Annotated in this window: 15 protein-coding genes; 11 read left to right on the top strand and 4 right to left on the bottom strand. The window is 54.1% G+C overall.

All coding sequences use genetic code 11. From position 1 onward, the window contains the following. Window positions 1–8: 8 nt before the first annotated feature. The 4 genes from leuC to leuL form a co-directional block, all read right to left on the bottom strand. Window positions 9–1,409 carry a 3-isopropylmalate dehydratase large subunit gene (leuC, locus tag C5687_RS03195; RefSeq protein WP_047957747.1) on the bottom strand — a complete coding sequence of 467 codons (1,401 nt, stop codon included), beginning with the start codon at window positions 1,407–1,409 and terminating at the stop codon, window positions 9–11. Window positions 1,410–1,411: 2 nt separating this feature from the next. Then, entirely contained in the window at window positions 1,412–2,503 is a 1,092-nt protein-coding gene (leuB, locus tag C5687_RS03190) for a 3-isopropylmalate dehydrogenase (protein ID WP_025758003.1), read from the bottom strand. Beyond that, window positions 2,503–4,074 carry a 2-isopropylmalate synthase gene (gene leuA / locus C5687_RS03185; protein WP_025758002.1) on the bottom strand — a complete coding sequence of 524 codons (1,572 nt, stop codon included), beginning with the start codon at window positions 4,072–4,074 and terminating at the stop codon, window positions 2,503–2,505. Before leuA ends, leuB begins: the two co-directional genes overlap by 1 nt. A 90-nt stretch (window positions 4,075–4,164) precedes the next feature. Then, window positions 4,165–4,251, bottom strand: coding sequence for a leu operon leader peptide (leuL, locus tag C5687_RS25320; RefSeq protein WP_071530973.1), 87 nt, complete (start codon window positions 4,249–4,251; stop codon window positions 4,165–4,167). Between the two features lie 605 nt (window positions 4,252–4,856). On the opposite strand from leuL, the gene leuO reads away from it, so the two are divergent. The 11 genes from leuO to mraY all read left to right on the top strand — a co-directional run bounded on the left by leuO (window position 4,857) and on the right by mraY (window position 17,638). Next, window positions 4,857–5,801, top strand: a complete 945-nt coding sequence (gene leuO / locus C5687_RS03175; RefSeq protein WP_104556424.1) for a transcriptional regulator LeuO — start codon at window positions 4,857–4,859, stop codon at window positions 5,799–5,801. Window positions 5,802–6,182: 381 nt separating this feature from the next. After that, entirely contained in the window at window positions 6,183–7,907 is a 1,725-nt protein-coding gene (gene ilvI, locus C5687_RS03170; protein ID WP_059385858.1) for an acetolactate synthase 3 large subunit, read from the top strand. A 1-nt stretch (window position 7,908) separates the two neighbouring features. Then, complete coding sequence (ilvN, locus tag C5687_RS03165; protein ID WP_014882536.1) at window positions 7,909–8,400, top strand: acetolactate synthase small subunit; 492 nt, start codon at window positions 7,909–7,911, stop codon at window positions 8,398–8,400. A 179-nt stretch (window positions 8,401–8,579) separates the two neighbouring features. Then, window positions 8,580–9,587, top strand: coding sequence for a catabolite repressor/activator (cra, locus tag C5687_RS03160; protein ID WP_014168621.1), 1,008 nt, complete (start codon window positions 8,580–8,582; stop codon window positions 9,585–9,587). Window positions 9,588–10,186: 599 nt separating this feature from the next. Beyond that, window positions 10,187–10,645 carry a division/cell wall cluster transcriptional repressor MraZ gene (gene mraZ / locus C5687_RS03155; protein ID WP_021240528.1) on the top strand — a complete coding sequence of 153 codons (459 nt, stop codon included), beginning with the start codon at window positions 10,187–10,189 and terminating at the stop codon, window positions 10,643–10,645. A gap of 2 nt (window positions 10,646–10,647) precedes the next feature. Then, the gene (rsmH, locus tag C5687_RS03150; protein ID WP_023310390.1) at window positions 10,648–11,589 is read left to right on the top strand and encodes a 16S rRNA (cytosine(1402)-N(4))-methyltransferase RsmH; all 942 of its coding nucleotides are present in this window, start codon (window positions 10,648–10,650) and stop codon (window positions 11,587–11,589) included. Continuing rightward, a complete protein-coding gene (gene ftsL, locus C5687_RS03145; RefSeq protein ID WP_025756747.1) occupies window positions 11,586–11,951 on the top strand; it encodes a cell division protein FtsL in 366 nt (121 codons plus the stop codon). Before rsmH ends, ftsL begins: the two co-directional genes overlap by 4 nt. Before the next feature lie 15 nt (window positions 11,952–11,966). Continuing rightward, entirely contained in the window at window positions 11,967–13,733 is a 1,767-nt protein-coding gene (locus tag C5687_RS03140) for a peptidoglycan glycosyltransferase FtsI (RefSeq protein ID WP_047957749.1), read from the top strand. Beyond that, complete coding sequence (gene murE, locus C5687_RS03135) at window positions 13,720–15,207, top strand: UDP-N-acetylmuramoyl-L-alanyl-D-glutamate--2,6-diaminopimelate ligase (RefSeq protein ID WP_104556394.1); 1,488 nt, start codon at window positions 13,720–13,722, stop codon at window positions 15,205–15,207. The genes C5687_RS03140 and murE overlap by 14 nt, the downstream gene beginning before the upstream one ends. After that, complete coding sequence (gene murF, locus C5687_RS03130) at window positions 15,204–16,562, top strand: UDP-N-acetylmuramoyl-tripeptide--D-alanyl-D-alanine ligase (protein WP_095441670.1); 1,359 nt, start codon at window positions 15,204–15,206, stop codon at window positions 16,560–16,562. Before murE ends, murF begins: the two co-directional genes overlap by 4 nt. Next, window positions 16,556–17,638: a phospho-N-acetylmuramoyl-pentapeptide-transferase gene (mraY, locus tag C5687_RS03125; RefSeq protein WP_104556393.1), complete on the top strand. Its 1,083-nt coding sequence runs from the start codon at window positions 16,556–16,558 to the stop codon at window positions 17,636–17,638. Before murF ends, mraY begins: the two co-directional genes overlap by 7 nt.

Below are 17,638 nucleotides of genomic sequence, written 5' to 3'. Positions count from 1 at the left end.
TTGTCTCCTTATTTCAGGCTGCGAATATCGGCGAAATGGCCGGTGACTGCCGCAGCGGCGGCCATTGCCGGGCTGACCAGGTGGGTACGCCCACCGCGGCCCTGACGGCCTTCAAAGTTACGGTTGCTGGTGGAAGCGCAACGTTCGCCCGGATTCAGGCGGTCATTGTTCATCGCCAGACACATGGAGCAGCCAGGCAGGCGCCACTCGAAACCGGCCTCGATGAAGATCTTATCCAGACCTTCGGCTTCCGCCTGAGCTTTCACCGGACCGGAGCCTGGAACGACCAGCGCCTGCACGCCCGGCGCCACTTTGCGGCCTTTGGCAATCTCTGCAGCCGCCCGTAAATCTTCAATACGGGAGTTGGTGCAGGAACCGATAAACACCTTATCAATGGCCACGTCGGTTAACGGTACACCGGGCTTCAGGCCCATATAGGCCAGCGCTTTTTCCGCACTGGCACGCTCCACCGGATCGGTAAAGGACGCCGGGTCAGGAATCGTGTCGTTAACGGAAATCACCTGGCCCGGGTTGGTGCCCCAGGTCACCTGAGGTGCAATCTCTTCTGCCTGCAGCGTGACGACGGTATCAAAGGTTGCGCCGTCGTCGGTTTTCAGGGTTTTCCAGTACGCCACCGCGTCGTCAAAATCCTGACCTTTCGGCGCGTGCAGACGGCCCTTCACATAGTTAAAGGTTGTTTCATCTGGCGCGACCAGACCGGCTTTGGCACCCATCTCAATGGCCATGTTGCAAAGGGTCATACGCCCCTCCATGCTCAGCGCCTGGATAGCCTCGCCGCAGAATTCCACCACATGGCCGGTACCGCCCGCGCTGCCGGTTTTACCGATGATCGCCAGCACGATATCTTTTGCGGTAATGCCCGGCGCGGCTTTACCCTTCACTTCTATCTTCATGGTTTTGGCGCGGCCCTGTTTCAGGGTCTGCGTTGCCAGCACGTGTTCAACTTCAGAGGTACCAATCCCGAACGCCAGGGCGCCAAACGCACCGTGGGTCGCGGTATGGGAGTCACCGCAGACGATGGTCATGCCCGGCAGGGTAATCCCCTGTTCAGGTCCCATCACGTGAACGATGCCCTGGTAAGGGTGGTTCAGATCGTAAAGCTCAACGCCAAACTCGTTACAGTTCTTAATCAACTCCTGCATCTGGATACGTGCCATCTCACCCGAGGCATTAATGTCTTTGGTCTGGGTGGAAACGTTGTGATCCATCGTGGCGAAGGTTTTTCCCGGCTGACGTACCGGACGCTTGTGCGCACGCAGGCCGTCAAATGCCTGAGGAGAGGTCACCTCGTGTACCAAATGTCGGTCGATATACAGCAGCGGGGTTTCGTTTGGTGCCTCGTAAACAACGTGCGCATCAAACAATTTTTCATATAAGGTTTTGGCCATGATTACACCCCTTGCGCGACATAGCGGGCAATAATGTCGCCCATTTCATCAGTACTGACTGCCGCCGTGCCGCGTGCTAAATCACCGGTACGGACGCCTTCTTCTAACGCCCGGTTAATGGCGTTTTCAATTGCGGTTGCCGCATCGCCTGCATCCAGGCTGTAGCGCAGCAGCAGGGCCAGAGAGAGGATCTGCGCAATCGGGTTCGCGATGTTTTTGCCCGCGATATCCGGGGCGGAACCGCCCGCCGGCTCGTACAGGCCAAACCCTTCTTCGTTCAGGCTTGCGGATGGCAGCATGCCCATCGAGCCGGTGATCATTGCGCACTCGTCCGAAAGAATGTCCCCGAACAGGTTGGAGCACAGCAGGACATCAAACTGCGAAGGATCCTTGATCAACTGCATGGTCGCGTTGTCGATGTACATGTGAGACAGCTCAACGTCCGGGTACTGCTTAGCGACTTCACTGACGATCTCGCGCCATAAAATGGAAGACTGCAACACGTTCGCTTTATCAATAGAGGTTACTTTATGGCGGCGCTTGCGCGCAGACTCAAACGCGATATGAGCGATACGTTCAATTTCGAAACGGTGATACACCTCGGTATCGAACGCTTTTTCATGCTGGCCGCTGCCTTCACGTCCTTTGGGCTGACCGAAATAGATCCCGCCGGTCAGTTCACGCACGCACAGAATATCGAACCCATTGGCGGCGATGTCCGCGCGCAGCGGGCAGAACTCTTCCAGCCCCTGATACAGCTTCGCCGGACGCAGGTTGCTGAACAGCTTGAAATGCTTACGCAGCGGCAGCAGCGCACCGCGCTCGGGCTGCTCTGCGGGCGGCAGGTGTTCCCATTTGGGGCCACCGACGGAACCAAACAACACGGCATCGGCATTTTCGCAGCCTTCAACGGTGGCTTTCGGCAATGGCGTGCCGTGGTTATCAATCGCAATACCGCCCACATCGTAGTGGCTGGTGGTGATTTTCATCGCAAAACGCGCGCGAACGGCTTCCAGTACTTTCAGCGCCTGTGCCATCACTTCCGGGCCAATACCGTCACCCGGCAACACAGCAATATGGTAATTCTTCGACATTACACGGTTTCCTTGTTGTTCTCTTTATTCTGAGCTTTGCGTTGCAACTCTTTCTCGACTTCGGCGGCGCGCCAGATGTTGTTCAGGACATGCACCATCGCTTTGGCGGAAGATTCCACGATGTCGGTCGCCAGACCTACGCCGTGGAAGCGACGGCCGTTGTAATTGACGACGATATCCACCTGACCCAGCGCATCTTTACCGTGGCCTTTGGCCGTCAGGTCATATTTCACCAGCTCAACGTCATATTCGGTGACGCGATTAATCGCCTGGTAGATGGCATCGACAGGGCCGTTACCGTTAGCCGCTTCTGCTTTAATCTCATCCCCGCAGGCCAGTTTGATGGACGCCGTGGCGATGTCGCTGGAGCCGGACTGAACGCTGAAGTAATCCAGACGGAAGTGCTCCGGCTCTTCCTGCTGCTTGTTAATAAAGGCCAGCGCTTCCAGGTCATAGTCGAACACCTGACCTTTTTTGTCGGCCAGTTTCAGGAACGCGTCGTACAGCTGATCCATGTTGTAATCGCTGTCCTTATAGCCCATCTCTTCCATACGGTGTTTCACCGCCGCACGCCCGGAACGCGAGGTCAGGTTCAACTGCACCTGATTCAGACCGATAGATTCCGGGGTCATGATTTCGTAGTTTTCGCGGTTTTTCAGCACGCCATCCTGGTGAATACCGGAGGAGTGCGCGAAGGCGCCAGTACCGACAATGGCTTTGTTGGCCGGAATTGGCATGTTGCAAATCTGGCTGACGGTCTGGCTGGTGCGCCAGATTTCGTTGTGATTAATGCGAGTGTGCACGTTCATGATGTCTTTGCGCACTTTGATCGCCATGATCACTTCTTCCAACGAGCAGTTGCCTGCGCGCTCACCGATGCCGTTCATCGCCCCTTCTACCTGACGTGCGCCAGCATGTACCGCGGCGATGGCGTTACCGACGGCCAGGCCTAAATCGTCATGGGTATGAACGGAGATAATGGCTTTATCAATATTCGGTACGCGCTCATACAGACCGGTAATGATGCTGGAGAACTCAAATGGCATGGTGTAGCCGACGGTGTCCGGGATATTGATGGTTTTTGCGCCCGCGTTGATGGCCGCTTCCACAACGCGCGCCAGGTCTTCAATTGGCGTACGGCCTGCATCTTCACAGGAGAATTCAACGTCATCGGTATAGTTGCGTGCACGCTTAACCATATACACGGCACGTTCAATCACCTCATCCAGCGTGCTGCGCAATTTGGTCGCGATATGCATTGGCGAGGTCGCAATAAAGGTATGGATACGGAACGCTTCGGCGACTTTCAGCGACTCGGCTGCGACGTCGATGTCTTTCTCTACACAGCGTGCCAGGCCACAGACGCGGCTGTTTTTGATGGTGCGGGCGATGGTCTGTACGGATTCGAAATCACCCGGAGACGAGACAGGGAAACCGACCTCCATCACGTCGACACCCATACGTTCGAGAGCCAGCGCGATCTGCAGTTTCTCTTTAACACTCAGGCTTGCCTGTAATGCCTGTTCACCGTCACGTAAAGTGGTATCGAAAATAATGACTTGCTGGCTCATGGGTTAGGTCCTTGTCAGTCTTAGGGCGCCTTGCTACGAGCATAAAAAAACCCGCGCAATGGCGCGGGTTTTAGTCTTACTGGTGACGATTCAACGCTGAATTTCGCCCGCCAGTCTACCGCGCACAGTGGATGCGTTTAGTAGTAGTAGACCGGTGAAACGAATGGTGCGAATCATGAATCGTGCTCCGTTAAATTCAATATGCTTTTAGTGGTACTGGATACGCCCGTTCATGTCAACCCCTGAGGATAAAAACGGCGCTGACAGCCTAAATGTGCAGTCTGTTTGCTTTAGCTAATTGTGCTGGTTTTGTGTTTTTTGACCTGTTTAATTGTCTATTTTTGGACTTGAAAAAAGGTTGCAGAAATAAATAAAAATAATTTGTTTAAACCGGAAAGGTGCCGTTGTTAAGTGTGTTGCAGGCGTAAATGGTTTTAATATCATTAAGTTATAAGTTCTATGAATCAATCCAGGCCCTTTGGTAAAGGAGTGTGAATAACAGCTTGTTAACGTAATGAGGTGCAGCGGTAATAACAGTTTAATAATACTTAAGTCATCATTAACTCTCGGGGAATTGTATATTTGTTTGGTTTATGGTTTCATCTTAACCCTAAAGTTAAACATATCATTTGCACCTTTTATTGCCGTTCTTTTAGTGTCTTTATATATTCCGAATTTTAAACAATTCTCTTTCGCTGGTTATATTTGCATGATAAATCATATTTTTCGAGATTATTACAATACGTTGGCAAAGGGAGTGTAGCGTGACAGTGGAGTCTGAAGTGCCAGAAAATAATATTAAACAAGCTCAAACTGCTGATGGGATTAAACCGCAGTTACGTACCGTGGACCTGAATCTGTTGACGGTGTTTGATGCTGTCATGCAGGAACAGAATATCACCCGCGCGGCACAAACGTTGGGGATGTCACAGCCTGCGGTCAGTAATGCCGTCGCCAGGCTCAAGGTTATGTTTAACGATGAACTGTTCGTCCGCTATGGCAGGGGGATTCAGCCCACGGCGCGTGCATTTCAGCTATTCGGCTCAATCCGCCAGGCGCTGCAGTTGGTACAAAATGAATTGCCGGGCTCGGGGTTTGAACCCTTAAGCAGCGAACGCGTTTTTCATCTTTGTGTCTGTAGCCCATTAGATAATTATTTAACGTCGATAATATATAATAAGGTGGAAGAGATCGCACCGAATATCAATTTGGTCTTTAAATCCTCTCTTAATCAAAACACCGAACATCAGCTACGTTATCAGGAGATCGAATTTGTCCTGGGATATGAAGAGTTCCGTCGGCCTGAATTTTCCTGCGTACCGCTGTTTAAAGATGAAATGGTGTTGGTCGCCAGTAAAAAACATCCGCGCCTGTCTTCTCCGCTACGAGAAAGTGATGTTTATAACGAGCAGCACGCCGTTGTTGCTCTCGACAGGTACGCTTCTTTTAGCCTGCCGTGGTATGACACGGCGGATAAACAGGCGTGTGTAGCCTATCAGGGCATGGCGATGGTCAGCGTATTAAATGTGGTCTCCCAGACACACCTGGTGGCCATTGCGCCACGCTGGCTGGCAGAAGAGTTTTCTGAGCCCTTAAATCTGCAAATTTTGCCACTGCCGCTTAAGCTTAATAGCCGAACCTGCTATCTCTCCTGGCATGAAGCGGCGGGGCGGGATAAAGGACATCAGTGGATGGAAGAGTTGCTTGTTAGCATTTGTCGCCGGTAAACGCATCAGGATAAATCGCATCAGGTTATGTGGTTTATCCTGTGTTTATTAAGCGTAGTGATATTTTATTCTGTTGTGCTTTTTCTCGGGCGGCTGTCTGGTTCGCAAAAATAGATGATTTCCTGCATTGTCGCGCTTTTCAGCGATGATTCGTCATCCCATCCTCCATTCTCAGATGAATTAACCATATCTTCCGTTAACGGCTGCTTTTTCTGCTTCAGGCACCGATTGTCTCCCCGGGTTTGCTAATTGCCTGCCTCAAAACGAGCGGTTAAGGTAAAGAACACTCTGCAAAAATATAAGATTGGTTTATCCCAATCGTAAGACGGTGCGGAAATGATTTCGGCAGTCCGTCTGTAACACAATGCCTGGAGGCAAAGCATGGAGATGTTGTCTGGCGCGGAAATGGTCGTCCGGTCGCTGATCGACCAGGGCGTGAAGCAAGTGTTCGGCTACCCTGGCGGCGCGGTCCTTGATATTTATGATGCGCTGCATACGGTTGGGGGCATTGACCATGTTCTGGTACGTCACGAGCAGGCGGCGGTCCACATGGCTGACGGCCTGGCGCGTGCGACGGGTGAAGTGGGCGTGGTCTTAGTCACGTCCGGTCCCGGCGCAACAAACGCCATTACCGGCATTGCAACGGCGTATATGGACTCTATTCCGCTGGTGATCCTCTCCGGGCAGGTGGCAACCTCACTGATTGGCTACGATGCGTTTCAGGAGTGCGACATGGTCGGGATTTCGCGTCCCGTGGTGAAGCACAGCTTCCTGGTCAAGCAAACCGAAGACATTCCAGGCGTACTGAAAAAAGCCTTCTGGCTGGCGGCAAGCGGGCGTCCGGGTCCGGTCGTGGTCGATCTGCCTAAAGATATCCTGAACCCGGCCAACAAACTGCCTTACGTCTGGCCGGAATCGGTGAGCATGCGTTCCTACAACCCAACCACGCAAGGCCATAAAGGTCAAATTAAGCGCGCGTTGCAAACGCTTCTGGCAGCTAAAAAACCGGTTGTCTATGTTGGTGGCGGCGCGATCAATGCTGCCTGCGAGGTCCAGCTGCGTGAACTCATTGAAAAGCTTAACCTTCCTGTTGCATCGTCGCTGATGGGACTGGGGGCATTTCCCGCTACCCACCGTCAGGCACTGGGTATGCTGGGTATGCACGGCACCTATGAAGCCAACATGACGATGCATCATTCCGATGTGATCTTTGCCGTAGGCGTGCGCTTTGACGATCGCACGACCAACAATCTGGCGAAGTATTGTCCGAACGCGACCGTCCTGCACATTGATATCGATCCGACGTCAATCTCAAAAACGGTGTCCGCTGACGTGCCGATCGTCGGAGATGCCCGACAGGTCCTGGAGCAAATGCTGGAGCTGCTGGGGCAGGAAAGTACTACCCAGCCGCTGGATGAGATCCGCGACTGGTGGCAGCAGATTGAACAGTGGCGTGCGCGTCAGTGTCTGAAATATGACACGCACAGTGAAAACATTAAGCCGCAGGCGGTTATCGAAGCGGTGTGGCGGCTGACCAAAGGTGAAGCGTATGTGACCTCCGATGTAGGGCAACACCAGATGTTTGCCGCCCTGTATTATCCATTTGATAAACCGCGACACTGGATCAACTCGGGTGGTTTAGGAACGATGGGATTTGGTCTGCCCGCAGCGCTGGGCGTGAAGCTGGCGCTGCCGAATGAAACCGTCGTCTGCGTGACCGGAGATGGCAGTATCCAGATGAACATTCAGGAACTGTCGACTGCGCTGCAATATGAACTGCCGGTTCTCGTGCTGAACCTGAATAACGGCTACCTCGGCATGGTGAAGCAGTGGCAAGATATGATCTATTCTGGCCGTCACTCACAGTCTTACATGAAATCGCTACCGGATTTTGTTCGCCTCGCAGAAGCATACGGCCATGTTGGCATGCGTGTGACTGAGCCGGCTGAGCTGGAAACGAAGCTCGCAGAAGCGCTTGAACACGTTAAAAACAACCGCCTCGTCTTTATGGATGTCATTGTTGATGGCACCGAGCACGTTTATCCGATGCATATTCGTGGTGGGGGTATGGATGAAATGTGGTTAAGCAAAACGGAGAGAACCTGATATGCGCCGGATATTGTCTGTTTTACTGGAAAACGAGTCTGGCGCCCTGTCGCGCGTCATTGGGCTTTTTGCACAGCGCGGCTATAACATTGAAAGCCTGACTGTCGCCCCGACGGATGACCCAACGCTGTCGCGCATGACGATCCAGACCGTCGGCGACGCGAAAGTCCTTGAGCAAATTGAAAAACAGCTGCATAAACTGGTCGACGTACTGCGCGTGAGCGAGCTGGGGCAGGGGGCTTACGTTGAGCGTGAGGTTATGCTGGTGAAAATTCAGGCCAGTGGCTACGGGCGTGAAGAAGTCAAACGCAATGCGGATATTTTCCGCGGACAGATTATCGACGTCACGCCTTCTCTTTATACGGTGCAGTTGGTGGGGACGAGCGACAAGCTGGATGCTTTCCTGGCATCCGTGCGGGATGTAGCCAAAATTGTTGAGGTGGCGAGATCGGGTGTAGTGGGTCTGTCACGCGGCGAGAAAATCATGCGTTAGTTGTCAAAAAGGTTCGCCTCTTTCTGCCCGGTCACCAAAGCCGGGCTTTTTTTTGCGTAATCAGCCGACAACGCAGATAAAAGCGGTTGCCGCGAAGGCTTTTCTGCGTTTAGATGTTAAAAGATTTAACCATAACCTTGACAGGGCCATGGACTCTTTTCTTTTTTTAAGGGGCAATTGTGAAACTGGATGAAATCGCCCGGCTAGCCGGCGTGTCACGAACAACGGCCAGCTATGTGATTAACGGTAAAGCAAAACAGTACCGTGTCAGCGATAAGACCGTTGAAAAAGTTATGGCGGTGGTTCGTGAACATAACTACCATCCGAATGCTGTCGCAGCCGGCCTGCGTGCCGGGCGCACCCGCTCTATTGGTCTGGTGATCCCGGACCTGGAAAACACCAGCTATACCCGTATCGCCAACTATCTTGAGCGTCAGGCGCGCCAGCGCGGCTATCAACTGCTGATTGCCTGCTCGGAAGATCAGCCCGACAACGAGATGCGCTGTATTGAGCATCTGCTCCAGCGTCAGGTCGATGCCATTATCGTGTCGACTTCCTTACCCCCGGAGCATCCATTCTACCAGCGCTGGGCGAACGACCCGTTCCCGATCGTCGCGCTGGATCGCGCCCTGGACCGCGAGCATTTCACGAGCGTCGTGGGTGCCGATCAGGATGATGCAGAAATGCTGGCCGCTGAGCTAAGAACGTTCCCGGCAGAAACCGTGCTTTATCTTGGCGCGCTGCCTGAGCTTTCTGTGAGTTTTTTGCGTGAGCAGGGTTTCAGAACCGCCTGGAAAGACGATCCGCGCGAGGTACATTACCTCTATGCCAACAGCTACGAACGTGAAGCCGCTGCGCAGTTGTTCGAGAAATGGCTGGAGACGCACCCGATGCCTCAGGCGTTGTTCACTACCTCTTTTGCACTTCTGCAAGGGGTAATGGATGTGACCTTACGGCGTGAAGGCAAGCTCCCCTCCGACCTGGCCATTGCCACTTTCGGCGATAACGAGCTGCTGGACTTTCTCCAGTGCCCGGTGCTGGCGGTAGCGCAGCGTCATCGTGATGTGGCTGAACGCGTGCTGGAGATTGTGCTGGCGAGTCTGGATGAGCCCCGTAAACCGAAGCCAGGCCTGACGCGTATCAAACGTAATCTCTACCATCGCGGAATTTTAAGCCGTCATAAATGAAATGTCCGGGGCGGAGAAATCTGCCCCATTTTGTTGTGATAATTCGGGAAGATAATTCCCGGAGAGAAATTAGGATAATTCTTGAGGGATCATAATCTCCTATTTTTCTTAATTCATTCTGACGCTTAAATTGTCCTTTTAAGAACGACTGAGCCCTTTTAATCGGCTATTTTTGTATTACTTTGTTACAAACCCTCTTCGGTCGATGAATATTCAGACGTTTTTTCTCTTCCTTTGACAGCTGACCTGCTAACCGCCGCGTTTACCGTGTGTCCTGGTGAATCTGGCACTGTTATCCCCTGAGAATCTGTCATAAAATGCTGCCCGCGTCGCAAACTGACACTTTATATTTATCTGCGATGATATTGAGTGAGCTTTAACGCTAGTGTGCATATTCGGTTTTTTTCTTACAAATATTCATAACGTTAATTTTGCCTCGCCAGTTGTGCAGTTATTAACCAGGAGTGTTTATCTCTGTAAATAGAGGGCTTTCGGGTCCTTACAGGGAGAGTCCTGGCTTGACAAGCTTTTCCCTCGCTCCGTAAACTCCTTTAGGTGGGAATTTGTGGGTTAAAGTGGTGAGGAGGGGTGAGACTGGCATGTTCCGTGGAGCAACGTTAGTCAATCTCGACAGCAAAGGGCGTTTATCGGTACCAACCCGATACCGCGACCAGCTGATTGAGAACGCTGCGGGTCAAATGGTTTGCACCATTGACATTAACTCCCCCTGCCTGCTGCTTTACCCCCTGCCTGAATGGGAAATTATTGAGCAAAAGCTGTCGCGACTGTCGAGCATGAACCCGCAGGAACGCCGCGTGCAGCGGTTGTTATTGGGACATGCCAGTGAATGTCAGATGGATAACGCAGGGCGATTACTGATTGCGCCTGTATTACGGCAACATGCCGGTCTGACCAAAGAAGTGATGCTGGTTGGGCAGTTCAACAAATTTGAACTGTGGGATGAAACGACCTGGTATCAACAGGTCAAGGAAGATATCGACGCTGAGCAGTCTGATTCCGCGACATTATCGGAACGGCTGCAGGACTTGTCTCTATAAATATGATGGAAAATTATAAACATAAAACGGTGTTACTGGACGAGGCTGTTAACGGCCTGAATATTCGTCCGGATGGCATCTACATTGATGGCACTTTTGGTCGCGGTGGCCACTCGCGTTTGATCCTCTCCCAGCTGGGTGAGGAAGGACGTCTGCTGGCAATCGATCGCGATCCGCAGGCGATTGCCGTTGCACAGACCATCAATGATCCACGTTTTTCCATCGTGCATGGACCTTTCTCTGCGCTCGCGGAATACGTTGCCGAGCGCGGCCTGACGGGAAAGATCGACGGGATTCTTCTCGATCTTGGCGTCTCTTCACCTCAGCTTGATGATGCTGAACGCGGCTTCTCTTTTATGCGCGATGGTCCGCTGGACATGCGGATGGACCCGACGCGTGGTCAGTCTGCCGCCGAGTGGTTACAGACCGCTGACGAAGCGGATATTGCATGGGTCATCAAAACCTTTGGCGAAGAGCGTTTTGGCAAACGTATTGCGCGCGCCATTGTTGAGCGCAACCGCATTGAGCCAATGACTCGCACCAAAGAGCTGGCCGAAGTGATCGCGGCGGCGACGCCGGTGAAGGACAAACACAAACATCCCGCGACCCGTACCTTCCAGGCGGTTCGCATCTGGGTAAACAGTGAACTGGAGGAAATAGAGCTGGCGCTAAAAAGCTCGCTCGACGTGCTGGCCCCGGGTGGGCGGTTATCCATCATCAGCTTCCATTCGCTGGAAGACCGTATTGTGAAACGCTTTATGCGTGAACAAAGTCGCGGTCCACAGGTGCCAGCGGGGCTGCCGATGACGGAAGAACAACTCAGGAAGCTGGGTGGCCGTCAGTTGCGAGCACTAGGCAAGTTGATGCCGGGCGAAGAAGAGGTGGCAGAGAATCCACGTGCCCGTAGTTCAGTGCTGCGTGTTGCAGAGAGGACGAACGCATGATCGGCAGAGTGACAGAGACCCTCAGCAAAGTTAAGGATTCGTTAGGAAGCAACGAGCGCCATGCCTTGCCTGGCGTGATCGGCGACGATCTTTTGCGGTTCGGGAAACTGCCACTCTGCCTGTTCATTTGCATCATTGTTACGGCAGTTACGGTGGTGACTACCGCACACCATACACGTTTATTGACTGCGCAACGCGAGCAGTTGGTACTGGAACGCGATGCGCTGGATATTGAATGGCGAAATCTGATCCTTGAAGAAAACGCGCTCGGCGATCACAGCCGGGTTGAACGGATCGCAACGGAAAAGCTGCAACTGCAGCATGTTGATCCTTCCCAGGAAAATATCGTAGTACAAAAATAAGGGAAAACGCGACGCATGAGAGCAGCGGCAAAAACGCTAAAACCAAAACGTCAGGAAGAACAGGCCAACTTTATCAGTTGGCGTTTTGCGTTGCTTTGCGGCTGCATTTTACTGGCGCTGGGTTTCCTGCTGGGACGCGTGGCCTGGTTACAAATCGTCGCGCCTGACATGCTGGTACGCCAGGGAGACATGCGTTCCCTCCGTGTCCAGGAAGTCGCCACTTCCCGCGGGATGATCACCGACCGTTCTGGCCGTCCTCTGGCGGTGAGCGTGCCGGTGAAGGCGATCTGGGCCGATCCGAAAGAGCTGCACGACGCGGGGGGGATCACGCTCGACAATCGCTGGAAAGCGCTGTCTGATGCGCTGAAAATGCCGCTCGATCAGCTGGCTTCCCGCGTTAATGCCAACCCGAAAGGGCGTTTTATCTATCTAGCGCGTCAGGTTAACCCTGACATGGCAGACTACATCCGCAAACTGAAGTTGCCAGGTATTCATCTGCGTGAAGAGTCACGCCGTTACTACCCATCCGGCGAAGTAACCGCTCACCTCATTGGCTTTACCAACGTCGACAGCCAGGGGATTGAGGGCGTTGAAAAAAGCTTCGATAAGTGGCTCACCGGCCAGCCTGGCGAGCGAATCGTCCGTAAAGACCGCTATGGGCGCGTTATCGAAGATATCTCGTCTACGGACAGCCAGGCGGCACACAACCTGGCCCTGAGTATTGACGAGCGCCTGCAGGCGCTGGTCTACCGCGAGCTGAACAACGCTGTGGCATTCAACAAGGCGGAGTCAGGCAGCGCCGTGCTGGTAGATGTCAGCACCGGTGAAGTACTGGCGATGGCCAACAGCCCATCCTACAACCCGAACAATTTTACCGGTACCGCCAAAGATGCGATGCGTAACCGGGCCATTACCGACGTGTTCGAACCCGGCTCCACGGTAAAACCGATGGTCGTGATGACGGCGCTGCAACGCGGTATCGTCAATGAAAACACGGTTCTGAACACGATCCCATACCGTATTAACGGCCACGAGATTAAAGACGTGGCGCGCTACAGCGAATTGACCCTGACCGGGGTGTTACAGAAGTCGAGTAACGTCGGTGTTTCAAAGCTGGCGTTAGCGATGCCGTCCTCAGCGTTAGTAGAGACTTACTCACGTTTTGGACTTGGAAAGGCGACCAATTTGGGGTTGGTCGGAGAACGCAGTGGCTTATATCCTCAAAAACAACGGTGGTCTGACATAGAGAGGGCCACCTTCTCTTTCGGCTACGGGCTAATGGTAACCCCGTTACAGTTAGCGCGAGTCTACGCAACGATTGGCAGCTACGGCGTCTATCGCCCGCTGTCGATTACCAAAGTTGATCCACCGGTTCCGGGCGAGCGTATCTTCCCGGAATCTATCGTTCGCACTGTCGTGCATATGATGGAAAGCGTAGCGCTGCCTGGCGGTGGTGGCGTGAAGGCGGCGATTAAAGGCTATCGCATCGCCATCAAAACCGGTACAGCGAAAAAAGTGGGGCCAGACGGTCGCTACATCAACAAATACATTGCCTATACCGCAGGCGTTGCGCCTGCAAGCAATCCGCGTTTTGCGCTGGTGGTCGTGATAAACGATCCACAGGCGGGTAAATACTACGGCGGCGCCGTCTCTGCGCCTGTGTTTGGCGCCATCATGGGCGGCGTATTGCGCACCATGAACGTTGAACCGGATGCGCTGGCGACGGGCGAAAAAAGTGAATTTGTAATTAATCAAGGCGAGGGTACAGGTGGCAGATCGTAATTTGCGCGACCTTCTCGCTCCGTGGGTGTCAAATGCACCGGAGCGAGCACTGCGAGAGATGGTACTGGACAGCCGCGTAGCGGCTTCTGGCGATCTTTTTGTGGCGGTGGTCGGTCATCAGGCGGACGGGCGTCGTTATATCCCGCAGGCGATTGCGCAAGGTGTTGCTGCCATTATTGCTGAGGCCAAAGATGAGGCAACTGACGGCGAGATCCGTGAAATGCACGGTGTGCCGGTTATCTATCTCAGCCAGTTAAACGAGCGTCTTTCCGCGCTGGCGGGGCGTTTCTATCATGAGCCCTCTGACCAGCTGCGTCTGGTGGGCGTGACCGGGACAAACGGAAAAACCACCACCACGCAGCTGATGGCGCAGTGGGCCCAGTTACTGGGTGAGACCGGCGCAGTCATGGGCACCGTAGGTAACGGCCTGCTGGGCAAAGTCATCCCGACAGAAAACACCACCGGCTCCGCGGTTGACGTACAGCATGTCCTTGCCGGTCTGGCAGAGCAGGGGGCCACCTTTGCGGCGATGGAAGTCTCTTCGCACGGTCTGGTGCAGCATCGCGTAGCGGCTCTGAAGTTTGCCGCCTCGGTGTTCACAAACCTGAGCCGCGATCATCTCGATTATCATGGTGATATGGAGCATTACGAAGCTGCAAAATGGCTGCTTTACTCCACGCACCATTACGGACAAGCCATCATCAACGCCGACGACGATGTCGGTCGCCGCTGGCTGGCAGGGCTGCCGGACGCGGTTGCGGTGTCGATGGAAGATCATATTAATCCGAACTGCCATGGTCGCTGGCTGAAAGCGGTTGAGGTTCACTATCACGACAGCGGGGCGACGATCCGCTTTGCCTCCTCCTGGGGGGAAGGCGAAATCGAAAGCCGCCTGATGGGGGCGTTTAACGTCAGCAACCTGCTGCTGGCGCTGGCGACACTGCTGGCGTTGGGTTATCCGATGGCTGAACTGCTTAAAACTGCCGCGCGTTTGCAACCGGTTTGTGGCCGTATGGAAGTGTTTAGTGCCCCTGGCAAGCCTACCGTCGTGGTGGATTATGCCCACACGCCGGATGCGCTGGAAAAAGCGCTGGAAGCGGCGCGTCTGCACTGCACCGGTAAACTCTGGTGCGTGTTTGGCTGCGGCGGCGATCGCGATAAAGGCAAACGCCCGCTAATGGGGGCTATTGCGGAACAGTTCGCGGATATTCCGGTTGTCACCGATGACAACCCGCGTACGGAAGAGCCGCGCGCCATCATCAATGACATTCTGGCGGGCATGCTGGACGCGGGCCGTGCTCGCGTCGTGGAAGGCCGTGCGGAAGCCGTAACGAACACCATCATGCAGGCTCAGGAGAACGATGTTGTCCTGCTGGCGGGTAAAGGTCATGAAGATTATCAGATTGTTGGCAACCGCCGTCTGGACTACTCGGACCGCGTAACGGCAGCACGTCTGCTGGGAGTCGTGGCATGATTAGCCTTTCATTAAGTCAGGCGGCTCAAATCCTGCAGGGCGACCTGTATGGTCAGGATCGCACCATTGATGCTGTGACGACGGACACCCGTAAAGTCACTGCCGGCTGTCTGTTTGTGGCCCTGAAAGGGGAGCGTTTTGATGCGCACGATTTTGCGGATAACGCCAAAGAAAATGGCGCCGGTGCGCTGCTGGTTAGCCGCAAGCTGGATAGCGATCTGCCACAGATTGTGGTGAAAGATACGCGTCTCGCGTTCGGTGAACTGGCTGCCTGGGTTCGTCAGCAGGTGCCGACGCGCGTCGTCGCCCTGACCGGGTCATCCGGCAAAACGTCCGTGAAAGAAATGACGGCGGCAATCCTGAGTCAGTGCGGCAATACGCTTTACACCGCGGGCAACCTCAATAATGACATCGGCGTGCCGATGACATTACTTCGCCTGACCAAAGAGCATGAATTTGCCGTGATCGAGTTAGGAGCTAACCACCAGGGGGAAATCGCCTGGACCGTGAGCCTGACTCGCCCGGAAGCCGCGCTGGTCAATAACCTGGCGGCTGCGCATCTGGAAGGTTTTGGTTCACTGGAAGGTGTGGCGAAAGCGAAAGGTGAGATCTACACCGGTCTGCCCGCAAACGGCATTGCCATTATGAATGCCGATAACAATGACTGGCTGAACTGGCAGAACATCATTGGCTCGCGTAAAACCTGGCGCTTCTCGCCAAATGCAGCCAACAGTGATTTTACCGCGACCAATATTCATGTGACGTCGCAGGGGACGGAATTCACGCTCATGACCCCAACGGGGGGCGTGGATGTGCTGTTGCCGCTTCCGGGCCGCCATAACATTGCCAATGCCCTTGCGGCAGCGGCATTGTCGACCGCGGTGGGCGCATCACATGAGGCAATTAAAAACGGGCTGGCAAACTTAAAAGCCGTCCCGGGACGCCTGTTCCCCGTCCAGCTTGCGGAAAACAAACTGCTGCTGGATGACTCCTACAACGCGAACGTTGGCTCCATGACGGCGGCGGTGCAGGTGTTATCGGAGATGCCGGGCTACCGCATCATGGTGGTCGGTGATATGGCAGAGCTGGGCGACGAAAGTGAAGCCTGTCATACCCAGGTAGGGGAAGCGGCGAAAGCGGCAGGGCTGGACTGCGTCCTGAGCGCAGGAAAACTGAGCCAGGCGATAAGCCAGGCCAGCGGTGTTGGTGAACATTTTGCCGATAAAGCCGCGTTGATTGAGCGCCTTAAGGCATTAATTACAGAAAAACAAATTGTGACAGTGTTAGTGAAAGGTTCACGTAGTGCCGCCATGGAAGAGGTTGTGCACGCATTACAGGAGAACGGGACATGTTAGTTTGGCTGGCCGAACATTTGGTCAAATATTATTCAGGCTTTAACGTCTTTTCCTATCTGACGTTTCGCGCCATCGTCAGCCTGCTGACTGCGCTGTTCATCTCATTGTGGATGGGCCCGCGCATGATTGCCCGTCTGCAAGAACTCTCTTTCGGCCAGGTTGTGCGTAACGACGGTCCGGAATCGCACTTCAGCAAGCGCGGTACGCCGACCATGGGTGGGATCATGATCCTGACCGCCATTGTCGTTTCCGTGCTGTTGTGGGCGTACCCGTCCAACCCGTACGTCTGGTGTGTGCTGACGGTACTGGTGGGGTACGGGATCATCGGTTTTGTTGATGATTATCGTAAAGTCGTTCGCAAAGATACCAAGGGTCTGATCGCGCGCTGGAAATATTTCTGGATGTCGGTGATCGCGCTGGGCGTGGCCTTCGCGCTGTATCTGGCAGGCAAAGACACGCCAGCGACCGAGCTGGTCGTGCCGTTCTTTAAAGACGTGATGCCACAGTTGGGGCTGTTTTATATCCTGCTGGCCTACTTCGTGATTGTAGGTACCGGTAACGCGGTGAACCTGACCGACGGTCTGGATGGCCTGGCCATTATGCCAACCGTCTTTGTGGCCGCCGGTTTTGCACTGGTGGCGTGGGCGACCGGTAACATGAACTTTGCGAACTACCTGCACATCCCTTATTTGCGTCACGCGGGTGAGCTGGTGATCGTCTGCACGGCGATTGTCGGCGCAGGGCTGGGCTTCCTGTGGTTCAACACCTATCCGGCGCAGGTCTTTATGGGTGACGTTGGTTCACTGGCATTGGGCGGCGCGCTCGGCATTATTGCTGTGCTGCTGCGTCAGGAGTTCCTGCTGGTGATCATGGGTGGCGTGTTTGTGGTTGAGACCCTGTCGGTCATTTTGCAGGTTGGCTCCTTCAAGCTGCGTGGACAGCGCATCTTCCGTATGGCGCCTATTCACCATCACTATGAACTGAAAGGCTGGCCGGAGCCGCGCGTCATTGTGCGCTTCTGGATTATTTCGCTGATGCTGGTGCTGATTGGCCTGGCAACGCTGAAGGTACGTTAA

This window comes from Enterobacter sichuanensis (genome assembly GCF_002939185.1).
GTDB classification, from domain to species: domain Bacteria; phylum Pseudomonadota; class Gammaproteobacteria; order Enterobacterales; family Enterobacteriaceae; genus Enterobacter; species Enterobacter sichuanensis.
Note: the sequence above shows the minus strand (reverse complement) of the source record. Positions and strands in the feature narration are given on the sequence as shown.

Bases quoted from the DNA above. Each gene is read 5' to 3' on its own strand.
- leuC (WP_047957747.1), bottom strand. From the start codon at position 1,409: ATGGCCAAAACCTTATATGAAAAATTGTTTGATGCGCACGTTGTTTAC.
- leuB (WP_025758003.1), bottom strand. From the start codon at position 2,503: ATGTCGAAGAATTACCATATTGCTGTGTTGCCGGGTGACGGTATTGGC.
- ilvN (WP_014882536.1), top strand. From the start codon at position 7,909: ATGCGCCGGATATTGTCTGTTTTACTGGAAAACGAGTCTGGCGCCCTG.
- ilvI (WP_059385858.1), top strand. From the start codon at position 6,183: ATGGAGATGTTGTCTGGCGCGGAAATGGTCGTCCGGTCGCTGATCGAC.
- leuA (WP_025758002.1), bottom strand. From the start codon at position 4,074: ATGAGCCAGCAAGTCATTATTTTCGATACCACTTTACGTGACGGTGAA.
- leuL (WP_071530973.1), bottom strand. From the start codon at position 4,251: ATGATTCGCACCATTCGTTTCACCGGTCTACTACTACTAAACGCATCC.
- murF (WP_095441670.1), top strand. From the start codon at position 15,204: ATGATTAGCCTTTCATTAAGTCAGGCGGCTCAAATCCTGCAGGGCGAC.
- mraY (WP_104556393.1), top strand. From the start codon at position 16,556: ATGTTAGTTTGGCTGGCCGAACATTTGGTCAAATATTATTCAGGCTTT.
- mraZ (WP_021240528.1), top strand. From the start codon at position 10,187: ATGTTCCGTGGAGCAACGTTAGTCAATCTCGACAGCAAAGGGCGTTTA.
- rsmH (WP_023310390.1), top strand. From the start codon at position 10,648: ATGATGGAAAATTATAAACATAAAACGGTGTTACTGGACGAGGCTGTT.
- C5687_RS03140 (WP_047957749.1), top strand. From the start codon at position 11,967: ATGAGAGCAGCGGCAAAAACGCTAAAACCAAAACGTCAGGAAGAACAG.
- ftsL (WP_025756747.1), top strand. From the start codon at position 11,586: ATGATCGGCAGAGTGACAGAGACCCTCAGCAAAGTTAAGGATTCGTTA.